The sequence below is a fragment of the Mesorhizobium sp. SEMIA396 genome (assembly GCF_024518615.1).
Classification (GTDB): domain Bacteria; phylum Pseudomonadota; class Alphaproteobacteria; order Rhizobiales; family Rhizobiaceae; genus Mesorhizobium.
Window position 1 is genome coordinate 44,408 of record NZ_JANIFC010000011.1, and the last position, 19,504, is coordinate 63,911.

Annotated in this window: 23 protein-coding genes; 10 read left to right on the forward strand and 13 right to left on the reverse strand. The window is 62.5% G+C overall.

The features are described from left to right. The first annotated feature begins 659 nt into the window (after positions 1-659). Positions 660-1,157, forward strand: coding sequence for an isoprenylcysteine carboxylmethyltransferase family protein (locus tag NP503_RS24285; protein ID WP_127267437.1), 498 nt, complete (start codon positions 660-662; stop codon positions 1,155-1,157). Between the two features lie 24 nt (positions 1,158-1,181). On the opposite strand, the gene NP503_RS24290 is transcribed toward NP503_RS24285, so the two are convergent. Both NP503_RS24290 and trxB read right to left on the reverse strand, forming a co-directional pair. After that, complete coding sequence (locus NP503_RS24290; protein WP_023809733.1) at positions 1,182-2,078, reverse strand: LysR family transcriptional regulator; 897 nt, start codon at positions 2,076-2,078, stop codon at positions 1,182-1,184. 79 nt (positions 2,079-2,157) lie between these two features. Then, complete coding sequence (gene trxB, locus NP503_RS24295; RefSeq protein ID WP_127267436.1) at positions 2,158-3,132, reverse strand: thioredoxin-disulfide reductase; 975 nt, start codon at positions 3,130-3,132, stop codon at positions 2,158-2,160. Between the two features lie 248 nt (positions 3,133-3,380). Here trxB and NP503_RS24300 point away from each other — a divergent pair, with 248 nt between their 5' ends. Beyond that, on the forward strand, positions 3,381-3,860 hold the full coding sequence (locus NP503_RS24300; protein WP_013530077.1) for an Lrp/AsnC family transcriptional regulator: 480 nt from the start codon (positions 3,381-3,383) through the stop codon (positions 3,858-3,860). Between the two features lie 250 nt (positions 3,861-4,110). After that, positions 4,111-4,905 (forward strand): glycosyltransferase family 2 protein, encoded by a 795-nt coding sequence (locus NP503_RS24305; protein WP_127267435.1) that lies wholly within the window; start codon positions 4,111-4,113, stop codon positions 4,903-4,905. Positions 4,906-4,909: 4 nt separating this feature from the next. Here the strand turns inward: NP503_RS24305 and NP503_RS24310 are convergent, their stop codons facing one another. The 6 genes from NP503_RS24310 to NP503_RS24335 all read right to left on the reverse strand — a co-directional run bounded on the left by NP503_RS24310 (position 4,910) and on the right by NP503_RS24335 (position 9,090). Then, the gene (locus NP503_RS24310) at positions 4,910-5,569 is read right to left on the reverse strand and encodes an HAD-IIIA family hydrolase (protein ID WP_127267434.1); all 660 of its coding nucleotides are present in this window, start codon (positions 5,567-5,569) and stop codon (positions 4,910-4,912) included. Next, positions 5,562-6,134 (reverse strand): SIS domain-containing protein, encoded by a 573-nt coding sequence (locus tag NP503_RS24315; RefSeq protein ID WP_127270425.1) that lies wholly within the window; start codon positions 6,132-6,134, stop codon positions 5,562-5,564. The genes NP503_RS24310 and NP503_RS24315 overlap by 8 nt, the downstream gene beginning before the upstream one ends. A gap of 7 nt (positions 6,135-6,141) precedes the next feature. Beyond that, the gene (gene rfaE1, locus NP503_RS24320; protein ID WP_127270424.1) at positions 6,142-7,635 is read right to left on the reverse strand and encodes a D-glycero-beta-D-manno-heptose-7-phosphate kinase; all 1,494 of its coding nucleotides are present in this window, start codon (positions 7,633-7,635) and stop codon (positions 6,142-6,144) included. 143 nt (positions 7,636-7,778) lie between these two features. Further along, complete coding sequence (locus NP503_RS24325; protein ID WP_127270423.1) at positions 7,779-8,411, reverse strand: LysE family translocator; 633 nt, start codon at positions 8,409-8,411, stop codon at positions 7,779-7,781. A 36-nt stretch (positions 8,412-8,447) separates the two neighbouring features. Then, the gene (locus tag NP503_RS24330) at positions 8,448-8,861 is read right to left on the reverse strand and encodes a hypothetical protein (protein WP_236382885.1); all 414 of its coding nucleotides are present in this window, start codon (positions 8,859-8,861) and stop codon (positions 8,448-8,450) included. Beyond that, on the reverse strand, positions 8,854-9,090 hold the full coding sequence (locus NP503_RS24335; protein ID WP_127269900.1) for a type II toxin-antitoxin system Phd/YefM family antitoxin: 237 nt from the start codon (positions 9,088-9,090) through the stop codon (positions 8,854-8,856). The genes NP503_RS24330 and NP503_RS24335 overlap by 8 nt, the downstream gene beginning before the upstream one ends. Before the next feature lie 149 nt (positions 9,091-9,239). Between NP503_RS24335 and rfaD the strand changes: the two genes are divergently transcribed. Genes rfaD through waaC form a run of 3 tightly spaced genes read left to right on the forward strand, consistent with a single transcriptional unit; the run spans position 9,240 to position 12,174 of the window. Further along, entirely contained in the window at positions 9,240-10,208 is a 969-nt protein-coding gene (gene rfaD / locus NP503_RS24340) for an ADP-glyceromanno-heptose 6-epimerase (protein WP_127269898.1), read from the forward strand. Next, positions 10,181-11,188, forward strand: coding sequence for a lipopolysaccharide heptosyltransferase II (waaF, locus tag NP503_RS24345; RefSeq protein ID WP_127269896.1), 1,008 nt, complete (start codon positions 10,181-10,183; stop codon positions 11,186-11,188). Before rfaD ends, waaF begins: the two co-directional genes overlap by 28 nt. Then, positions 11,185-12,174, forward strand: coding sequence for a lipopolysaccharide heptosyltransferase I (gene waaC / locus NP503_RS24350; protein WP_127270422.1), 990 nt, complete (start codon positions 11,185-11,187; stop codon positions 12,172-12,174). The genes waaF and waaC overlap by 4 nt, the downstream gene beginning before the upstream one ends. 242 nt (positions 12,175-12,416) lie before the next feature. On the opposite strand, the gene greA is transcribed toward waaC, so the two are convergent. Further along, positions 12,417-12,890: a transcription elongation factor GreA gene (greA, locus tag NP503_RS24355; protein ID WP_013530066.1), complete on the reverse strand. Its 474-nt coding sequence runs from the start codon at positions 12,888-12,890 to the stop codon at positions 12,417-12,419. A 271-nt stretch (positions 12,891-13,161) separates the two neighbouring features. After that, complete coding sequence (locus NP503_RS24360; protein ID WP_127270421.1) at positions 13,162-13,701, reverse strand: tetratricopeptide repeat protein; 540 nt, start codon at positions 13,699-13,701, stop codon at positions 13,162-13,164. A 141-nt stretch (positions 13,702-13,842) separates the two neighbouring features. Here NP503_RS24360 and NP503_RS24365 point away from each other — a divergent pair, with 141 nt between their 5' ends. Together NP503_RS24365 and NP503_RS24370 are read left to right on the forward strand one after the other, a co-directional pair. Next, the gene (locus NP503_RS24365; RefSeq protein WP_013530064.1) at positions 13,843-14,268 is read left to right on the forward strand and encodes a DUF3775 domain-containing protein; all 426 of its coding nucleotides are present in this window, start codon (positions 13,843-13,845) and stop codon (positions 14,266-14,268) included. 186 nt (positions 14,269-14,454) lie between these two features. Further along, the gene (locus NP503_RS24370) at positions 14,455-15,537 is read left to right on the forward strand and encodes an extensin family protein (RefSeq protein WP_164749430.1); all 1,083 of its coding nucleotides are present in this window, start codon (positions 14,455-14,457) and stop codon (positions 15,535-15,537) included. A 30-nt stretch (positions 15,538-15,567) separates the two neighbouring features. On the opposite strand, the gene NP503_RS24375 is transcribed toward NP503_RS24370, so the two are convergent. Then, entirely contained in the window at positions 15,568-15,837 is a 270-nt protein-coding gene (locus NP503_RS24375) for a hypothetical protein (protein ID WP_127270419.1), read from the reverse strand. 172 nt (positions 15,838-16,009) lie between these two features. Between NP503_RS24375 and NP503_RS24380 the strand changes: the two genes are divergently transcribed. Next, a complete protein-coding gene (locus NP503_RS24380; protein WP_127270418.1) occupies positions 16,010-16,816 on the forward strand; it encodes an extensin family protein in 807 nt (268 codons plus the stop codon). Between the two features lie 12 nt (positions 16,817-16,828). Here NP503_RS24380 and NP503_RS24385 read toward each other — a convergent pair whose 3' ends face one another. Further along, the gene (locus NP503_RS24385) at positions 16,829-17,542 is read right to left on the reverse strand and encodes a gamma-glutamylcyclotransferase (RefSeq protein ID WP_127270448.1); all 714 of its coding nucleotides are present in this window, start codon (positions 17,540-17,542) and stop codon (positions 16,829-16,831) included. Positions 17,543-17,651: 109 nt separating this feature from the next. Between NP503_RS24385 and NP503_RS24390 the strand changes: the two genes are divergently transcribed. Continuing rightward, a complete protein-coding gene (locus tag NP503_RS24390; RefSeq protein WP_127273164.1) occupies positions 17,652-18,359 on the forward strand; it encodes an LssY C-terminal domain-containing protein in 708 nt (235 codons plus the stop codon). Positions 18,360-18,371: 12 nt separating this feature from the next. On the opposite strand, the gene NP503_RS24395 is transcribed toward NP503_RS24390, so the two are convergent. After that, the gene (locus NP503_RS24395; RefSeq protein ID WP_127270043.1) at positions 18,372-19,394 is read right to left on the reverse strand and encodes an NAD(P)-dependent alcohol dehydrogenase; all 1,023 of its coding nucleotides are present in this window, start codon (positions 19,392-19,394) and stop codon (positions 18,372-18,374) included. Positions 19,395-19,504 lie beyond the last annotated feature (110 nt).

Consider the following 19,504-nt stretch of genomic DNA (forward strand, 5'->3'; position numbering starts at 1 on the left):
ACCGGACGTCGTTTTGTTCGCGGACCGTTTCCTTGGGAGGTAAAACGTCAGGTCCGCCGCATTTGGTACCGCCGAGTTCGGCGGAAAAACGGTTCGGACGCGGTAGCCGCCTGAGCCCGGGCCGTACGAGTGATGCCCCCATCTCCCGTCCGAACCACACCGCGTCCTATGATCTACATAGCAGGTCGCGGGCGTCCGGGATATGTTACCAGAGGTTACATGTCACCGTTACGTGGCAATTGTGATGGAATTTTTGGCCGGCCCAGCAGGGTACAGGCAACAAAAAAGCCGGATCAATGAAGATCCGGCTGAGTTTGATTGGAGTGCCTGTTAAGGCTAACCTCCAGAGGGGAACACTCGAGGGCGCTAATGGGAGGAGAACGCGCCCAGGAGATGATCTATATATGTGCTCATCATGCCCAAGAAACAAGCATCTATTTTGCAACACACACATGCAAAAAGACGCAGGCTGTGGTCTAACCCATTCCAGAAGCCAATAGGACCAGCAAAATCGTCGAAATGGAGCGCTGAATCGGGCAATTGCAACTACAGAATCGCTAATCTCGGCTGGCTTTCGGCTCGAAATGCCAAAACTGGGCAATGATGTGGAAGCGGGCAGCAGGCGTGCATTTCTAAGGCAATCGCGGAGCAAGCAGCCAATGCGGAGGTTTTCGGCGATCGCCGGCAGTGCGGCCTTCTTCATCGCGGCGCCGTGCGTGGTTGCCGGGCTGGTGCCCTGGCTGTTGACCGATCGCTGGGGCTTGCCCTGGTCGAGCCTGCCGGGCTTTGCCCCTGTTGGCGGGCTTCTGATCGTTGCCGCGGGCGCGGCACTCCTGCATGCCTTCGGCCGTTTTGCGCTTGAGGGCCTGGGCACACCCGCACCGGTCGCCCCGACCGAGAGGCTGGTGATAGGCGGCATCTACCGCCATGTCCGCAACCCGATGTATGTCGCCGTGCTGTCGATCATCCTCGGCCAGGCGCTGCTGTTCTCGAGCTGGGCGCTGGTCGCCTATGCCGCCGTCAGCGCTGTCTCCATGGGCGCCTTCGTCAGGCTCTATGAAGAGCCGACGCTTAGCCGCCGTTATGGCGCCGAATACGAGACCTACCGCCGCAACGTGCCCGGCTGGCTGCCTCGGCTGATGCCCTGGCGGGGATAATCCCGTAGGGCGTGAAAACGAAAATCAGAAGGACCAGCTTCGGGCCTTGGCGATGATGAAGTCCCGGAACACATGCAGCTTGGCCTGGTTCTTCATCGCGTCGGGATAGGCGAAATAGGTGTCGAAAGACGGCACCTCGGTCTCCGGCAGCAGCTGCACCAGATCGGAGTCCTTGCTGATCACATAGTCGGGCAGCATGGCGATGCCGGCACCGCCCTGCACCGCCCGCTTGATCGACAATATGTCGTTGATCTGCAGCGTCGGCACCCTTTGTCCGCCTTCGAAATCACCGACCGTTTCCAGCCAGTTCAGCTCCGACAGATGCGACGGCACCGGCACGCCGAAGGTGACGATGCGATGGGCCTTCAGCTCGGCGACGGAAGACGGCTTGCCGTGCTTGGCGACATAGGATGGGGCCGCGTAGAGGTGGAAATGCACGGTGAACAGGCGGCGCTGGATCAGGTCCGGCTGCTGCGGCTGGCGCAGCCGGATGGCGCAATCGGCCTGGCGCATGGTGAGATCCAGCTCCTCGTTGGCGAGGATCAACTGCAGGCTGATTTCGGGATAGAGTTCGATGAATTCCTGCACCCGCTCGGTCAGCCAGCCGGCGCCCAGCCCCACCGTCGTCGTCACCCGCAGCACGCCCGACGGGCGATCCTTGGTCTCGGTCAGCCGGGACTTGATGGTCTCCAGCTTCATCAGCACGTCATGCGCCGTGCGAAACAGCATCTCACCTTGCTCGGTCAGCACCAGCCCGCGGGCGTGGCGGTTGAACAGCGGCACGCCGACATCATGCTCGAGCGCGCTGACCTGCCGCGAGATCGCCGATTGCGAGAGATGCAATGTCTCGGCCGCATGGGTAAACGACCCCGCCTCCGCCGCAGCGTGAAACACGCGTAGCTTGTCCCAGTCCAACGCCATGATTCCCCTCGTTCTGTTTTGGCGTCTGAATGAAAAATCAGGCTTTTACACGGCGTTTCTAAGCCGCTCTCTGAACTCTCTACTCGGCCGCTTCGCGATGCACTTCGATGCCGGCCAGATACTTCTCCGCCTCGAGCGCGGCCATGCAGCCGAGCCCCGCTGCCGTCACCGCCTGGCGGTAGATATCGTCGGTCACATCGCCGGCCGCGAACACGCCCGGCACATCGGTGCGGGTCGAATCCGGCGCTGTCCACAGATAGCCGTTCGGCTTCTGCTTGAGCTTGCCGGCGAACAGTTCAACCGCCGGCGCATGGCCGATGGCCACGAACACGCCGTCGATCTTGAGGTGCGACACCTCGCCGGTCACCGCATGCTTTAGCTTCAGCCCCTCGACCGAGGGCGGCAGCGGCGTCTTGCCGGGCCGGCCGGTGATCTCATCGACGATCGTGTCCCAGATGACGCGGACATTGTCCTTCTTCAGAAGCCGCTCGCGCAGAATACGTTCAGCGCGAAAATCGCTGCGCCTGTGGATGACCGTCACGCTCCTGGCGAGATTGGACAGATAGAGCGCCTCTTCCACCGCGGAATTGCCGCCACCGACCACCGCGACATCCTTGCCCCTGTAGAAGAAACCGTCGCAGGTGGCGCAGGCCGAGACTCCAAAACCCATGAAGTCCTGCTCGGTCGGGATGCCCAGCCATTTCGCTTGCGCGCCGGTGGCGATGATCAGCGCGTCGGCGGTATAGGTCGTGCCGGAATCGCCCTTGGCGCGGAACGGTCGCACGTTGAGGTCGACCTCGGTGATGATGTCGTTGATGATGTCGGTGCCGACATGCTCGGCCTGTTTCAGCATCTGCTCCATCAGCCACGGACCTTGGATCGGGTCGGCGAAGCCGGGATAATTCTCGACATCGGTGGTGATCATCAACTGCCCGCCCTGCTGCAGGCCGGCGACCAGCATCGGCTTCAGCATGGCGCGGGCGGCATAGACCGCCGCCGTATAGCCGGCCGGGCCGGAACCGATGATGAGAACGGGCGCGTGCTTGGTGGTCATCTAAAGCCTCTGCGGAGGGCTGCCGGCAATTGCGGCATGGAAAACTCGATCATTGTCGCGCGTAATGTAAGTGTTGCCCACGACGCCAGCAAGGCAAGTTGGTGTTCGTCCCCGGAAAGCTTTGTCGCACCTGTCGGCCGCTGATCCCGCGAAATATTCCGGGCGAAGGATGGAATGGACAGCGAAGTCGTTTAATTACAAAATCACGCAAGATTCTTGCGTATTGCCCCTCATGATCGAGAGCCCCCATGCCGCTCAAGGCCGACCTCGACGCCATCGACTGGAAGATCCTGCGCGAATTGCAGGGCGACGGCCGCATGACCAATGTCGAACTGTCGAACCGCGTCGGCATTTCGGCGCCGCCATGCCTGCGCCGCGTCAAGCGCCTGGAGGAAGCCGGCATCATCCGTGGCTACCGTGCCTTGCTCAATGCACCAGCGCTCGGCCTCGATGTCGTTGCCTTCTGCCTGGTCGGCCTGCATCATCAGGCCGATGCCGAACTGCGCATCTTTGCCGAGCGCACCCGCGGCTGGCCGATCGTACGCGACGCCTGGATGGTGTCGGGCGAATCCGATTTCCTGCTGCATTGCGTGGCGAGCGACCTTGGCGCCTTCCAGAGCTTCGTCATCGAGGAACTGACCTCGACCCCGAATGTCGACACGGTGCGCACAGCGCTCACCATCCGCCGGGTCAAGGACGAAGGGCTGGTCTCGTTCGCACAGCCTTGAGCCGGCTGAACCGCAACGAGCTTTCGCCGATGTCGCTTGAAGGCCTCGCCATATCAGCGCCGCTTTGGCGTTCGATAGCTCTCCTGTGAAGCCGGAATTTCTGCCGTAGCCGTCTTGTTGGTTTCCTAGAGCAATTCCAGAAAAAGTATGTAACGGTTTTCCCGGGTAAAGCGCATAGCGCTTTCGGGATTGCGTAAACAGGGGCGCAGGGCAGCCCAATTCCGAGAACAGTGTGCCGTGGGGTGGGACGATGACTCGATTTTCTAGCCCGGTTTCGGCGCTGGTCATCTGCATGAACGAGGCCGACATGATCGGCGAGTGCCTGGAAAGCGTCGATTTCTGCGCCGAGATCATCGTCGTCGATTCGGGCTCGACGGACAGCACTCTGGACGTCGTCAACGGGTACATCGCCAAAGGCTACCCGATAAGGCTGTTTCACAACGATTGGCCGGGCTTTCCTCGTCAGCGGCAATTCGCGCTCGATCAGGCCACGCAACCATGGTGCCTTTCGATTGAAGCCGACGAGGCCATCGACGACGTGCTCAGGCAGTCAATCACGAATGTGACCCAGCTTGGGAATGACGCCTTCGACGGATGGTACATCAGACGCCGCGACAAGCTGAAGGGCTATGGCTATGCGCACCGCTGGGTGCTTCACAACAGGCTGCTGCGTCTTTTCCGCCGCGACAAGGCCACGATGGACCTCAATCTGCGGGTCCATGAGTCGTTCGAGGTGCCAGGCGAAACCGGCACGATAGAAAATGGCGTGCTGCTGCATCGCCGCGAAATGACTATTGCCGAGGATCTGGCAAGGGCCAACACCTACTCCAGCCTCAAGGTTGCCACGCTTGTCGAACGAGCCAAGAAGCCCGGCCTGATAAGACTGGTGCTGTCGCCGCTCGGCAACTTTCTGAAGTTCTACCTGGCCAAGCGCTACTTCCTGTGCGGCCGGCACGGGTTCGTCTATTCGATGCTGGTGATGCTGTATTCGTTCGCGACAGAGGCCAAGCTTTATGAAGCCTGGCGAGACAAAGATCGGATGTAAGCCGTCACGGCGCGCCCGAGGCGGTGCCAAGCGCAGCTATTGCGGCGAGCAGGCCGTCGAAATCCGCGCGCTCGCACCAAGGCCGAATTGTGAAGCCCGATCGGACAGCTGCTTGTCCATCTACCAGCCAGCCCTGCGCGAGGCCGGCGCGTTGTCCCGCCTCCATGTCGGCCTCCTTGTCGCCGACGATCAGCGAACGCCGCAGATCGAGCCCGAGGCGCCCGGCCGCCTCCAGCAGCATGCCCGGATTGGGCTTGCGCATCGGATGATCGGCAACCGCAAGCACACCGGAGCCAGCTTCGTGATAGGCGCAGGCGACGACCATATCGACGAACGCATTGTCGACGCGCAGCAGCTCGAGCACGCGGCCATTGACGGCGGCGAAATCGCCCCAGCCGAAATAGCCACGCGCGATGCCCGACTGGTTGGTGACGATGATGACCGGAATGCCAGCCCGGTTGGCGGCGGCTATCACCGCGGCTATGTCCGCGCGCAGCACCATTTCGGCAGGATCATCCGGATAGCCGGTATCGACATTGACGGTGCCGTCGCGATCGAGGAACAGCGCCGGCGAGCCGGCGGCGAACACCCTTGAGCCGACCCGCTCGACCCATAGGCCCGGCTCCGCCAGCGGAAAGCGGCCAGAGGTCGTGGGATCAGCCATTGCTGAGGCGCGCTTCGACCACCTCGCACAGATGATGGTAAAGGCACAGATGCCCCTGCTGGATGATCGGCGTCGAGGTCGACGGCACGTTGAGCAGGATATCGGACAGAGGCTTCAGCTTGCCGCCGGTGTCGCCGGTCATGCCGATCACCGTCATATCCATCCTCCGCGCCTGTTCGGCGGCGGCAAGGATGCTCGGCGAATTGCCGCTGGTCGAGATCGCCAGGAGCACGCCGCCGGCAGCGCCATGCGCCTCGACCTGGCGCGAAAACACCGTGTCGAATCCATAGTCGTTGCCCCAGGCGGTCAGCACCGCTGCATTGGCCGGCAGCGCGATGACATTGTAGGCCTTGCGCTCCTTGAGAAAGCGGCCGACCAGTTCGCCGGCAATGTGGATGGCGTCGCTGGCCGAGCCGCCATTGCCGGCGATGAGCAAAGCTTTCCCCGACGAAAGCGCAGTCACCACGGCGCTCGCTGCCCGCTCCATCTCACCGGTCAGGTCCCGTTCGACCATGGCTGATATGGCAGCCACGGAGCGGACAAGGTAATCGTTCAACTCGGACATGAAACCCTCAGTTTGTGGTGCCGCCGGCGCGCAATTTGCCAATGGTGTTGGTGGTGCTTTTTCCGGCGACCAGATCGACCAGCACGACGCGTCCGCCGGCCTTCTGCACCACATCGGCGCCGACCACGGTGTCGACCGTGTAATCGGCCCCCTTGACCAGTATGTCGGGCAGCAGCGCTTCGATCAGCGCCAGCGGCGTATCTTCCTCGAAAACCACGACCGCATCGACCGAGGCAAGTGCTGCCAGCACGCAGGCGCGGTCGTGCTGGTCGTTGACCGGGCGCCCGGCGCCCTTCAGTCGCCGCACCGAAGCATCGCTGTTGAGGCCGAGCACCAGCCGGTCGCATTGGCTGCGCGCCGCGTGCAGCAAGCTGACATGGCCGGCATGCAGGATGTCGAAGCAGCCATTGGTGAAGCCGACGCTCAGGCCCTCTTCCTTCCACGCCGCCACCATGCGCGCGGCCGACGTGGCGTCGAGGATGGCGTCCTTGTGGGCCGTCGGCCCATGCGAACGGAACAGCGCGCCGGTGAGTTCCTCGACCGTCAGCCGCGCGGTGCCGCGTTTTCCCACCACGACGCCACCAGCGGCATTGGCGATCGAAGCGGCCATGACCGTATCGGCGCCCACGGCCAGCGCCAGCGCGAAGCTCGCGATCACCGTGTCGCCGGCGCCCGAAACGTCGAACACTTCGCGCGCCTGGGTGGCGATGTGGCGCGCCTCGTCGGGGCCGACCACGCTCATGCCCTTTTCGCTGCGCGTCGCGACCACGAAATCGAAACCATGTGCCGAAATCAGCTCGCGTGCGGCACCCACGATCTCGTCATCGGCGAACACCGCATGGCCGGCGGCCTCGCCGAGTTCCTTGCGGTTGGGGGTAATGGCGGTCGCCCCGGCATAGCGCGCGTAATCGCGGCCTTTCGGGTCGACCAGCACCGGCTTTCCAGCCTCGCGGCAGATGGCGATCAAGTCGCCGGCGACGCCGTCGAGCAGGATGCCCTTGCCGTAATCGGACAGGATGACGATGTCGGCGTGCGCCAGCGCGGCGCGGAAATGCCGGATCAGGCCGGCTCGCTCCGCAGCGCCGAGCGGCTTGATCTCCTCTTCGTCGAAACGCAGCACCTGCTGGTTGAGCGCGCTGAAGCGGCTTTTGGACGAGGTCATGCGACCACGCTCCTGCGCGAGGCCCGCCGTATCGGCGCCAAGCTCGCCGAGCATCCGCACCAGGCTATCGCCTGCCACATCGGTGCCTATGACCGAGACGGGAATAGCGGCAGCGCCGAGCGAAACGATGTTGGCCACGACATTGCCGGCGCCGCCCATGGTCGAGGTCTCGCCGCGCCCGTGCAGCACCGGTATCGGCGCCTCCGGCGAGATCCGCTCGATGACGCCGTTGACGAAACGATCGAGGATGAAGTCGCCGACCACCAGCACTGTGGCCTGGCCGAACCGCGCAATGGCGCGGTGCAACGGTTCGGGAGAAGGCGGATTGTGCTTGATCATGTCACTGGCAACACAGGGAAAAGGCCGATTTCAATCTCATAAGTGCTCATCAATCGACTGGTCGGATCGTTCATGGCGAAAGCCGATATACCGCAAATTCACGCAGCGCAACGGCAGGGCATGATCCCGGTAGGCTCGGGCGGTCAGCTCTTCTGCAGGGCGACATGGACGCCCAGCCCGACCAGCACAGCCCCTCCCGCCCGTTGCATCAGCCGCTGTGCGCGGCTCGAACGCCGCAAACGGCCGATCACGGCGCCCGCCAGGAACACACAGACGATATCGGCCGAAGAGAACATCAGATTGACGATCGTGCCGAGCACGACGAACTGCAGCCAGACCGGAAACGCCGCCGAGGCGTCGATGAATTGCGGCAGGAACGCCATGAAGAAGATCGCTGTCTTCGGATTGAGCACCTCGACGGTGATGCTCTCGAAAAAGGCACGCCGTGCCGATTTGCGCTCGATCGCGGGCAGCGCCGCATCGCCCTCCACGCGCTTGCGAAACAGCGAGACGCCAAGCCAGATCAGATAGAGCGCGCCGACCAGCTTGACCGCCAGGTAGAGCGTCGGCACGGCATGAAACAGCACCGACAGCCCGGCAGCCGCTGCGAAAACATGCACGTAGCCGCCCAGATGAATGCCAAGTGCCGCCGTCAGGCCGGACCAGCGGCCGCGCGCCATCGTCTGCGCGGCCGCATAGAGCATGGCCGGGCCTGGAATGTAGGCGAAAATCGCCGTGGTGGCGAAAAACGCGATGAGCAGTTCGGTCGATGGCATTTTTGGTCCCTCACGATCGTGCTCTGTTCTGTCGATTCAGTCCGCGCGCGGGATGGCTTTGGACTGACCCGTGCGGACAACCGCAGTAAAAGCGAACATAATTTTCTTGTGAAATGACGGGCTGAACGCGCCGATTCGCGCACCCGGCTCGAAATAGGCCGACGCTTCCAGTATATCATGATTGTACTCATCGACCATGACCCAAAGGGGCATAGGGTCGAGGCCCGCACGGTGGCGTTCAATTTCCGGAATGCTGACGGCAACGCGATCACGGCCCGGCTGCGTGGAAGTGATTGCAAGGATGAAGAGGTTCGTACCGCCGGCTTTCCCAGGAAGGACAGCCACAAAGGCCACAGGCCGTGACTTCCGGCCTTCGGTCTCGCCGTCTCCGTGTTGACGATGCCAAAGATATGGATATCGCCAGACGTCCGCAGCGGCGGGTTTAATCACGGTCCAATTCCGCGGCGTACTCCTCGAGCATCTCGACATGTTCGGTCGGGGCATCCTCCGCAGCGTAGACGCGGCGGCTGTCGTTGCCGAAGCGCGCTTCGTAGGTCTCGATGCTCATCAGGACGTATCTCGGCTTGTTGTGGCGAGTGATGGAGACCGGCTGCTGGCTGGCAGCTGCAAGCACATCTCCAAGATTCTGTTTCAGATCGGTCGATGGATAGTTTTTCATGGGACACCCTGTTTTGTCCATAATAGACAAAACAGACAAAACAGACAAGCGCATAAAAGTGGCAGGACAGGCGCATGCGCCTGGCTTTGTCGACAGCCCGCCTAGCCTCCCCTATAAGGACCGGAATCGCAAGCAACCAGAGGCCCTTCATGATCATCGTCACGGGCGGCGCCGGCATGATCGGCTCCAACATCGTCGCCGCGCTGAATGCCGAAGGGCATGACGACATCCTGGTCGTCGACGACCTTACCGACGGTCACAAGATCGCCAATCTTGCCGATCTCAAGATCGCCGACTATCTCGACAAGAACGATTTCCTGGACCGCATGGAGGCCGGCTCGCTCGGCCGCATCGAGGCGGTGTTCCACCAGGGCGCCTGCTCGACCACCACCGAGTGGAACGGCAAATTCATGATGGAGGTGAATTACGCCTTCTCGAAACGGCTGCTGCATGCAAGCCAGGCGCTGCGCGTGCCTTTCCTTTATGCCTCCTCGGCTTCCGTCTATGGCGGCGGCTCGGAGTTTCGCGAGGATCCCGCGCTCGAGCGGCCGCTCAACGTATACGCCTATTCCAAGAAGCTGTTCGACGATTACGTCAGGCGAACCGTGTTCGCCGGGCGCACCGCCTTCGATACCGACCATTCACAGGTCGTGGGCTTGCGCTACTTCAACGTCTATGGCCCGCGCGAGGCGCATAAGGGCGCCATGGCCTCCGTCGCCTTCCATCTGTTCAACCAGGTCGAACAAGGCCAGAACCCGAAACTGTTCGGCGCCTATGACGGGTTCGGACCCGGCGAACAAAGCCGTGACTTCATCCACGTCGGCGACGTTGCCGACGTCAATCTGTGGCTGTGGAAACAGGGCTCAAGCGGCATCTTCAATTGCGGCACCGGCCGTGCCCAGCCCTTCCGCGCCATAGCCGAAACGGTGATCGACACGTTGGGGAAAGGCGAGATTGAATTCATCCCCTTTCCCGACCATCTCAAGGGCAGCTACCAGAGCTTTACGCAAGCTGATATGTCCCGTTTGCGCGCGGCCGGTTATAACGGCCAATTCCGGACAGTGGAAACCGGTGTCAGAGACTATGTCGAATGGCTGAAAGCCCAACGATCCTCGTGATCGGCCCACGCTGGGTGGGCGACATGGTGATGGCGCAGTGCCTGTTTTCGGCGCTGAAGGAGTTGCGTCCCAACGCCGCTATCGATGTGCTGGCGCCGGCCTGGGCCGCGCCGCTGGTCAAGCGCATGCCCGAGATCCGCCAGCAGATCGACTTTCCGCTCAAACCCGGCGCGCTCGAATTCACCCATCGCCGCCGCTTCGGCCGCCTGCTGCGCGGCCGCTACGACATGGCCTATATCCTGCCGGGCAGCTGGAAGTCGGCGCTGATCCCGTTCTTTGCCCGTATTCCGCGCCGTGTCGGCAATTTGCGCGAGATGCGCTATGGCCTGTTGACCGACATCGTGCCATTGCCCGACAGCATCAAACGACGCACAGCGCAGGCCTATTTCGGTCTCGCCCAGGGCGGCACTTTCCGGGCGCCGCGACTGACCGTGGACACGAAAAACCAGGTCGACCTGCTCGGCCGTTTCGGCTTGGCGCCGCAGAAATTCGTGGCCCTGATGCCCGGCGCCGAATTCGGCCCGGCCAAGCGCTGGCCCAGCGAAAGCTATGCCGGGCTTGCCCGCGATTTCATGGGCAAAGGCTTGAAGGTTGCTCTGTTTGGCTCGAAGAACGACCGCGACGTGACGGCGGAGATCGCGGCCCTGGCCCCCGGCGTCGTCGATCTCGCCGGACAGACGCGGCTGGAGGACGCCATCGATCTGATATCAGCCGCAAGGCTGGCCGTGTCCAACGACAGCGGGCTGATGCATGTCGCGGCCGCCGTCGGCACGCCGATCGTCGCCGTCTATGGCTCGACCTCGCCCGAGAACACGCCGCCGCTGGGGGAACGCCGCGAGTTGGTCTGGCTTGGCCTGTCGTGCTCGCCATGCCACCAGAAGGTCTGCCCGCTCGGCCACCTCAACTGCCTGAAGACGCTGGAAGTCGGCCAAGTCGCGGCAGCGGCGGACCGGCTGCTGGACATCCCGGCAGCGGCATGAAGGTGCTGATCGTCAAGACGTCGTCGATGGGCGATGTCATTCACACCTTTCCGGCCGTCGAGGATGCCCGTTTCCACCGCCCGGACCTGACCTTCGACTGGTGCGTCGAAGAGGCATTTGCCGGTATCGCCGCGCTTCACCCGGCGATCGAAAGAATTCACACGGTGGCGATCCGACGCTGGCGCAAGGCGCTGCTCGACGGCGCCACGTGGCACGAGGCGGCCGCCCTGCGCCGCACCTTGCGCGATTGCCGTTACGACCTCGTCATCGATGCGCAAGGCCTCCTGAAATCGGCTCTGGTGGCAAGGCAGGCCGGCGCCCCCATTGCCGGCTTCGACCGTTCGAGCGCGCGCGAACCTTCTGCGACGCTGTTCTACGATGCCACTTATCCCGTGCCGCGCGACCTGCACGCCATCGAACGGACACGGCGGCTGTTCGGGCTGGCGCTCGGCTATCAGCCCGATCTTTCGACCCTGGACTCCGGCATCGTGCCGCCCGTCGGCACTCTGGCGGGCATTGCCGGAAAAACCGCCTTCCTGCTGCACGGCACCAGCCGCGAAGACAAGAAATGGCCGGCCGAAGACTGGATTGAAACCGCGCGCCTCCTGATTGAGCGGGGGATAACGCCGGTCACGACCTGGTCGAACGAGCGCGAGAAGGCCGTGGCCGAAGCCATTGCCAAGGCAGTGCCATCGACAGTTGTGGTGCCAAAGTCACCGCTGGCCGACATCGCTGAGTTCATCGGCCGCTCGGAACTGGTCATCGGCGCCGACACCGGGCTGACCCATCTCGCCAGCGCCTTCGGCCTGCCAACGGTTGCGGTGTTCCTGGCGACCGAGCCCGGGTTGACGGGTCCGCGCGGGCAATATGCGTCGACGCTTTTGGCAGTGCCCGGGAAGCGTGTGATGCCGGCGGAGGTGGTGGCGGAGGCAGAGAGGCTGGCGGGACTCCAGGTCCTTGGCAAGGCCAACGCTGGCAAGAACTGAGGTCAATCGGAAAGGCCAGCGCCGCCCCCCATCCGCCTGCCGTCACCCTCTCCCCGTATAACGACGGGGAGAAGAGAGCTGAACGCAAGGCCAGCGTCTATTCTGCTACGTTGAAAATCGGCGAAATCGTCGACGGGAGCATCTTTCTCCCCGTCACTATACGGGGAGAAATGCCCGGCAGGGCGATGAGGGGCGACGCAAACCTCAGCTTAAAAATCGCAGCCGCGCCCCCCTCAAATCCCCTAGATGAACTGCACCTGGACGATCTCATATCCCCTGGCACCGCCAGGCGCATTGACTTCGATGGCGTCGCCGACTTCCTTGCCGATGAGCGCACGCGCGATCGGCGAGGAGATCGAGATGCGGCCGGACTTCACGTCCGCCTCCTGGTCGCCGACGATCCGGTAAGTCTTCTTTTCCTCGGTGTCCTCGTCGACCAGCACCACGGTGGCGCCGAACTTGATCTTGTCGCCGCTGAGCTTGCTGACGTCGATCACTTCGGCCCGCGCGATATAATCTTCAAGCTCGTTGACGCGGCCCTCGTTGAGGCTCTGCGCCTCTTTGGCGGCATGATATTCGGCATTTTCGGACAGGTCGCCATGCGAGCGCGCTTCGGAGATCGCCTCGATGATGCGCGGCCGCTCTTCCTGCTGGCGCCAGCGCAGTTCTTCCTTCAATGACGCGAACCCCTCGCCTGTCATCGGGACCTTGTTCATGATGCCTGACCTTTCCTGCTGCCACCCCCGCGTTTCGGGGAAAGCCTTGTCGATGGGTACAAAAAGAAAACGGGTCCGGCAGCCTCGGGCTAACGGAACCGTTTCACCGCAATTTCCCTGAATATAGCAATGTCAGCGGGTTTTTCACGCCCAAAAATCGGTTTTGCTAAAATCATCCCCGTTTTCATCAGCCAGGGCGGTGAATGAGGCTGGGGGCAGCAAAAAGCGGCCGCGATCGCTCGCGGCCGCTTGGAAGAGCCCTGGGATCTTTTCAGCTTCTCATGAAATGGTCGATCTGCTCGGCCAGCATGCCATATTCGCGCGAACCCTTGCCGGTCCGCTTCTCGATTTCCATCAGCTGTTGCCGGGCGCCGGCCAGATCGCCGATCTGCAGATGCGCTTCGCCGAGATATTCGCGCACCAGCGTGTAGTTCGGATCGATGCGCAGCGCTTCCTCGTAATAGCCGAGGCCGACGGTGACGCGGCCGGAATGGCGGTGCGAATAGCCGAGATAGTTGAGGATGCGCGGATCCTGCTTGTTGGCGGCAAGGCTGAGCACGGCGATCGCCTCGTCATAGCGCCCGGCCATCGCCAACGCGTGGCCAGCATCATAGATGCTGTCGTCGTCGAGCATGCCCTCCTGGGGTGCGACGCACTTTTTCTTCTTCTTGTCCCAGACTTCGCCCTTCTTGCATTGGGTGACCGTCTGATCGCTGCCGCCACTGTCACCGCCGGCGGCGAACACTGGAACGGCAAGGAACTGCAGCGCGACAAGGGCAGTCGCCACCTGGATCAGCACTCTTTTATGCATCGAAGCCTCCTGGAGGGTGAGAATGCAACACTAACGCCGGTCGGCTTGCGTTTCATCCCGGAAAATTGCGTGCGGAGAACATCAGGTGACGGATGCCGCAAATCCGCTATCATCCGGCAAACGACCTGAGGGAGACGGCCCTTGCAGCGGCGGCTTGAAAAGGACTGGGAGCTTTCGATCGGCCCCGACACTGTGCGCCTGTTCATCCTCAAGGCCAAGGCGCTGAGTGCGGCCGTCAATGAAGACTATGCCGATGGCGCCGAGCACGAGGTCGAACTCGATGGCGAGTCCCACGTCAACCATCACCATGACGGCCTTGCCGAGGAAAGCTCCGAGAATCTGACCGAGGAAGAGCTGCGTGAGCTGATCAACGACCTCAATGTCGATGAAGCAGCCGAACTGATCGCGCTGGCCTGGGTCGGTCGCGGCGACTACGACGCCACCGAATGGGCGGACGCGCTGGCGGCCGCGCGCGAACGCGCCAACAAGCGCACCGCGAAATACCTGCTTGGCATGCCGCTGCTCGCCGACTGGCTGGAGGAAGGGCTGGAAGCGATCGGTGCGTAACGGAGCGGTTACCGTTCGTGATGCGGCCGAGGCAACCACCTTGCGTCGGCGCCGTTGACGGCGATGGGGTCGATTGTCTTTTCCCGAACGTTCAGGATCTTGTTCGTCATGGCCGTCACGGCCTTACTGGTGATGCCGGCCGAGGCGAGACTTCGCCATCGGCATCACCAGCCGTTGACGCCGAGGATAGAGCAGCCGTTGACACCAAGAGCCGAACAGCCTCTTAAACCGCGAGGCGGAAAGCGCCTGAAACCACGAAGACATCGGTCGGTTACGCCGAAGCAGACACAGCAGAAAACGCAGTCTCCGCTGCCCTTGCCTGCCGATGCTCCGGTGCCTGGACCATCTGTTCCGGCACCAGCGCCCGGCATTCCGGTGCCGGAACCGCGCCCGGCGGACGCTCGGAAGGCTGACACTGCAAAGCCGCAGGAGCAGAAGACGGAAGCTCCGAAGACCACCGGCGCGCCCGAAGGTTCCAACGAAGAAAAATCCCGCCAGGAAAAGCAGGCACTCCCCGAGTCGTCAGTTCCCGAACCCTCAACCGATACCGAAAGCGAACCGGAGCCGCCCGCGGTCGCGCCAACGCCGACACCAAAACCCGACATCGCGGAGCCCGAGGCTCAGCCGCCCAACGTTGGCCCGCAGCCGTCGCAAAAGCCGGCGGACGCGGACGAGAAGAAGATGCTGCCCGATCCGCGCTCGGCCGATCTGCCCGACGAGAAAATGCCAGCCGAGGAAGTCGCCTGCCGCGAACGACTGAAGACGCTCGGCGTCGAATTCGAAGAACACAAGGCGGAAAGCCAGCCCGAAATCGGCTGTTCGATCCCATACCCCATCGTGCTGAAGAACCTTGGAAAGTCCGTCGCCATCGGCCCCGGCACCGAGCTCAATTGCAAGATGGCCGAGGCGACGGCGCGTTTTGCCGCCGATGTCATCCAGCCGGCGGCGAAAGCCGAATTCGGTGAGGACCTGAAATCGATCGGCCAGGCATCGGCCTTTGTCTGCCGGCCACGCAACGGCACCCGAAAACTGTCGGAACACGCGTTCGGCAACGCGCTCGACATCGCCAGCTTCACGCTGTCGGACGGCAAGAAGATCGAGGTCGGCCCGGCGCCGCCGGAGAAGGACGCCAAATTCCTCAATGCCGTGCGCAAGGCCGCCTGTGGACCCTTCAAGACGGTGCTCGGTCCGGGCGCCGATGCCGATCACTCCCTGCATTTCCATCTCGATCTCGAACCGAGACGGCATGGCGGGACGTTCTGCCAATAGCCGAAAGCGCACTCAGGAATTGGGCTAAATCTATTGCAGAGCGCTCGGCGGGAGCGGCTTGTCGATCTCGGCCCTCATGATCAAAACACCACGTGTAAAATCATCAAAATCTTCGATACTCATGCTGCAAGTCTCTTGGACGAAACTTTTATGCCGGAATTGAACCACAACATACTTCTGCTGATCCCTGTCCAGCTTCAGAAGAAAGGCAAACGAATAGGGACTCCTGCGTAAAGTTACATACACTTCACGCAGATCCCGGGCGGTGAAGAACCGTTTTATCGTACGCCAGATCGACATTTACCCCTCCAACCGCAATTATTATAAAACTAGTAGGCGCCTTGTCGAAGATGAATTGCCCTCGCCGATGATCCGCGTGCCGCAATTCGGCCGCAGGCATGAACGCGGGCGCTGAGTTTTCCTTTACCCTTGATCGTTAAAATGCCGGATATCCATCAACGGGATTCCGCCAATGGCCGGCAAATTTCGGGCCGTGTTTTTCGCCACCGCGCGCCAGACAAAATATGCAGCAATGCTGACCGCCGGCCTGGCGCTGGCGGCGCTTTCCGCCTGCAACACCGGCAGTGTGCTGTCGCTGCAGCCGGCCGTCGACGTCGGCGCGCAGACGGCTGCCGTGCCGCAATATGCCGGCATGCAGAAGCTTGTCCCTTCCAATCCATACATGACGCAGGCCGCTTATCCGCGCATGGACGAGCCGATGTCGCCCGTCGAGCAGATGCCGGCCAGCGAAACCGACTGCCGGCAGCAATTGAAGCGTCTCGATGTCGCCTACACCGACCTGGCGCCGATCCATGAAGGCCAGTGCGGCATCGATTATCCGGTCAAGGTTTCGGCCATCGGCAACATCCAGATGAAACCCGCGGCAACCCTGACCTGCGACATGGCCGCCACCTTTGCCGGCTGGACGAAGAACGAGCTCGTCCCCTCCGCCCGCTGGCGCTATTTCTCCGGCGTCAAGACCATCCACCAGGGCTCCAGCTATTCCTGCCGCAGGATTGCCGGCGAAGGTGTCCTGTCCGAGCATGGCAAGGGAAATGCGCTCGACGTCATGAGCATCGAACTCAACAATGGCGACGACATTGACGTGCGTAAGCCCGGCCTGTTCGCTTTCCGCACCCGCGGCTTCCTCAACAATGTGCGCGCCGACGGCTGCCAGTACTTCACCACCGTGCTCGGCCCCGGCTACAATTACGACCACCGCAACCATTTCCATTTCGACATCAAGAACCGCAAAAACGGTTATCGCGCCTGCCGTTAGGAAGAGATCAGCCTAATCGGCGCCACCGGTTGAAGCGGCGATCTGCCGTGCAACCAAGTCCTGGATGCGCCAGAGATTCCGGTCGCGGATGCCGCTCTCTTCAAGCTTGCTCACGGTCCTGAACAAATACTGCGCCGAAGAGCCCCAATGACCGGCAGCCCGCGCCAGCGTGTCGGCAACCTGCTCCAACGGCAACCGGCCGGCATAGGCGCTGCCGTCCGGCGCGGCGACGAAAGCCAAGGCACGCAGCGGCCCGTCCCTGGTCTTGACCTTGATCCAGCATGGCACGTTGGTTGGCGGGTTGGCATCGATCTCGCGGCGCATCAACTGGCCGAGTTGCCCGAAATGATCTTCCGCGGGCAGCCGATAGACGATGCCGCTGCAGCTGCCGCCTCGATCGAGCGCCAGCATCAGGGCCGGCAAATCGCGGGTTCCGCGCCAGCGGGTCAGCTTCAGGCAGAACGAGCGGTGCCATCCCGGCGCCGTGGCCGGGCGCTGCTCGACATAGGCGAATTCGGGGTTCCAGATCAACGACCCGTAGGCAAAGACCCAAAGCGTCTCGGGACGATGCTGCAAAAGCAGCTTTTCGACCAGGCCATCGAACTCCACATCGGTGTGCTCGCTGGTTCCGGGCTCTGGCCCGGGATCAGGCTCGACACGCTCAACTTGCGCGACAAGCTCGGCGGTCAACGCCATTGGCTTGCGGCCTGCCGGCTTCCGCTCCATTGCTGCCCCCGCGAGGAAACGATGCCCACGATAGACCGGCGGCGCGCTGCTGGCCATTGATTTCCAGGGTCCGTCAGGCAACAGATACCGCACGGATCGGGCGGCGTTCATGAGCCAGCGAAGTTTTCGGCGACGCGTTGCAATCTGGGTGGCGACCTTGCTGGCCGCCTATCTGGCGCTCGCCTATTTCGCCGCACCGGAATTCTGGACGTTTCACGATCGCGGCTTTCGCAAGCACAGCTTCGAGATGGTGACGCACACGCCACAAGGCATTCCGGGCGATCCCATCAATGTCGGTCTTGTCGGTACGCGAAAGGAAGTAGTGCACGCCTTCGCCGTCGCCGGCTGGGACACCGCCGACGCCGTGACCCTGAAGACCGCGATCGAGATCGGTGAAAGCGTGCTGTTCGACCACCCCTACCCCGATGCGCCGGTCAGCAGGCTGCTGTTCGATGGCCGCGCCCAGGATCTCGCCTTCGAAAAGCCGGAGGGCCTCAGCGCCGACCGCCGGCATCATGTCCGCTTCTGGCAGACCGATGCAAGCGGCGACGATGGCCGGCCGCTGTGGCTGGGCTCGGCCAGCTTCGATCGCGGCGTCGGCCTCAGCCACGACACCGGCGCCGTCACCCACCATATCGGCCCCGACATCGACGCCGAGCGCGATTTCCTGATGCGCGACCTGGCCACCGCCGGCACGCTGATCTCGACCAGCGATATATCGGGCGTCGGCGCCACCAGTACGGGACGCAATGGCGGCGGCGATCCCTATTTCACGGATGGCGAGGCAATTGTCGGCGTGTTGAAGCAGTTGCCCTGACCATCGCAAAAGTCAGTTCGTGGTGATCACGATCTTGCCGAACGGCCCTTTCTCCAGATGCTGCAAGGCTTGCGGCACCTCGTCGAAGCCAAAGAGCTTGTCGATGACCGGCTTGATCGCCAGCGCCTCGATCGCCTGATTCATACGTTCGAAGGCGCGGCGATGGCCAACCGACAGGCCCTGCACGGTGATGCGGTTGCGCATGAAGGGCATGATAGGGAAGCTGAGCTCCATCGCGCCCAACAGGCCGATGATCGACAGCCGACCGTCGGCGGCGAGCGCATTCAGCGATCGCCGTGCATTGTCGCCGCCGACCATTTCCAGCACGTGGTTGACGCCCAGCCCATTCGTCAGCTCACGCACGGCCTCATCCCAGGCCGGTTGCGTGCGGTAGTTGATCCCTTGCCAGGCGCCGAGCTTTCTCGCCCGCTCAAGCTTTTCATCGCTGCTTGAGGTGACGATGGCGCGCAGGCCGAACGCGGTGGCGAACTGCAGCGCAAACAGCGACACGCCGCCGGTGCCCTGGATCAGAATGGTCTGGCCCGGCACCGGTCTGGTCGCTTCGGCCATGGCGAACCAGGCCGTCAGCGCCGCGATCGGCAATGTCGCGGCCTCGAAATCGCCGAGCGATGGCGGCGCCAGCACCGCGGCGTCCTCGCCGAGAATGACATGGTCGGAAAGCATGCCCGACAGCGACGACCCCAGCGTGTGCTTATGCAGCACCGGCGGTGCGTCGCCATCCGGCCAATCGGCGATCACCTGGCCGAGCACGCGCTGGCCGACCTGAAAGCGGCTGACCGCACTGCCGACGGCCACCACTTCACCCACCGCGTCGGATGTCGGCACGAAGGGAAAGGCAAGGTCTGGGATCAGCACGCCGTCTACGATCATCTTGTCCTTGTAGTTGAGCGACACGGCCTTGGTCCGCACCAGCAAATCGTGCGGCCCTGGCTCGGGCACCTTGCCTTCCACCTGGCTTAGCCTCGACAGGCCAAAACCGCTCATCTGCCAGGATCTGTTGATTGGGGTGCTCATGTCGTGTCGCGCTCCGTGCGTTGATGCCAGGCGAGACATTTATGCCTTTCGACTATAGAAAATAGTGCTTCCGTGCGGTATAATTTGACACTGATTGCGGATTAAAAGTC

What these genes read in the sequence shown, in the direction of transcription:
- NP503_RS24395 (WP_127270043.1), bottom strand. Translation starts at nt 19,394, where the DNA reads ATGAGCACCCCAATCAACAGATCCTGGCAGATGAGCGGTTTTGGCCTG.
- NP503_RS24285 (WP_127267437.1), top strand. Translation starts at nt 660, where the DNA reads ATGCGGAGGTTTTCGGCGATCGCCGGCAGTGCGGCCTTCTTCATCGCG.
- NP503_RS24335 (WP_127269900.1), bottom strand. Translation starts at nt 9,090, where the DNA reads ATGAAAAACTATCCATCGACCGATCTGAAACAGAATCTTGGAGATGTG.
- NP503_RS24385 (WP_127270448.1), bottom strand. Translation starts at nt 17,542, where the DNA reads ATGGAGCGGAAGCCGGCAGGCCGCAAGCCAATGGCGTTGACCGCCGAG.
- NP503_RS24300 (WP_013530077.1), top strand. Translation starts at nt 3,381, where the DNA reads ATGCCGCTCAAGGCCGACCTCGACGCCATCGACTGGAAGATCCTGCGC.
- NP503_RS24380 (WP_127270418.1), top strand. Translation starts at nt 16,010, where the DNA reads ATGGCCGGCAAATTTCGGGCCGTGTTTTTCGCCACCGCGCGCCAGACA.
- NP503_RS24390 (WP_127273164.1), top strand. Translation starts at nt 17,652, where the DNA reads ATGAGCCAGCGAAGTTTTCGGCGACGCGTTGCAATCTGGGTGGCGACC.
- rfaD (WP_127269898.1), top strand. Translation starts at nt 9,240, where the DNA reads ATGATCATCGTCACGGGCGGCGCCGGCATGATCGGCTCCAACATCGTC.
- greA (WP_013530066.1), bottom strand. Translation starts at nt 12,890, where the DNA reads ATGAACAAGGTCCCGATGACAGGCGAGGGGTTCGCGTCATTGAAGGAA.
- rfaE1 (WP_127270424.1), bottom strand. Translation starts at nt 7,635, where the DNA reads ATGATCAAGCACAATCCGCCTTCTCCCGAACCGTTGCACCGCGCCATT.
- NP503_RS24325 (WP_127270423.1), bottom strand. Translation starts at nt 8,411, where the DNA reads ATGCCATCGACCGAACTGCTCATCGCGTTTTTCGCCACCACGGCGATT.
- NP503_RS24310 (WP_127267434.1), bottom strand. Translation starts at nt 5,569, where the DNA reads ATGGCTGATCCCACGACCTCTGGCCGCTTTCCGCTGGCGGAGCCGGGC.
- NP503_RS24360 (WP_127270421.1), bottom strand. Translation starts at nt 13,701, where the DNA reads ATGCATAAAAGAGTGCTGATCCAGGTGGCGACTGCCCTTGTCGCGCTG.
- trxB (WP_127267436.1), bottom strand. Translation starts at nt 3,132, where the DNA reads ATGACCACCAAGCACGCGCCCGTTCTCATCATCGGTTCCGGCCCGGCC.
- NP503_RS24315 (WP_127270425.1), bottom strand. Translation starts at nt 6,134, where the DNA reads ATGTCCGAGTTGAACGATTACCTTGTCCGCTCCGTGGCTGCCATATCA.
- NP503_RS24290 (WP_023809733.1), bottom strand. Translation starts at nt 2,078, where the DNA reads ATGGCGTTGGACTGGGACAAGCTACGCGTGTTTCACGCTGCGGCGGAG.
- waaC (WP_127270422.1), top strand. Translation starts at nt 11,185, where the DNA reads ATGAAGGTGCTGATCGTCAAGACGTCGTCGATGGGCGATGTCATTCAC.
- NP503_RS24375 (WP_127270419.1), bottom strand. Translation starts at nt 15,837, where the DNA reads ATGTCGATCTGGCGTACGATAAAACGGTTCTTCACCGCCCGGGATCTG.
- waaF (WP_127269896.1), top strand. Translation starts at nt 10,181, where the DNA reads ATGGCTGAAAGCCCAACGATCCTCGTGATCGGCCCACGCTGGGTGGGC.
- NP503_RS24305 (WP_127267435.1), top strand. Translation starts at nt 4,111, where the DNA reads ATGACTCGATTTTCTAGCCCGGTTTCGGCGCTGGTCATCTGCATGAAC.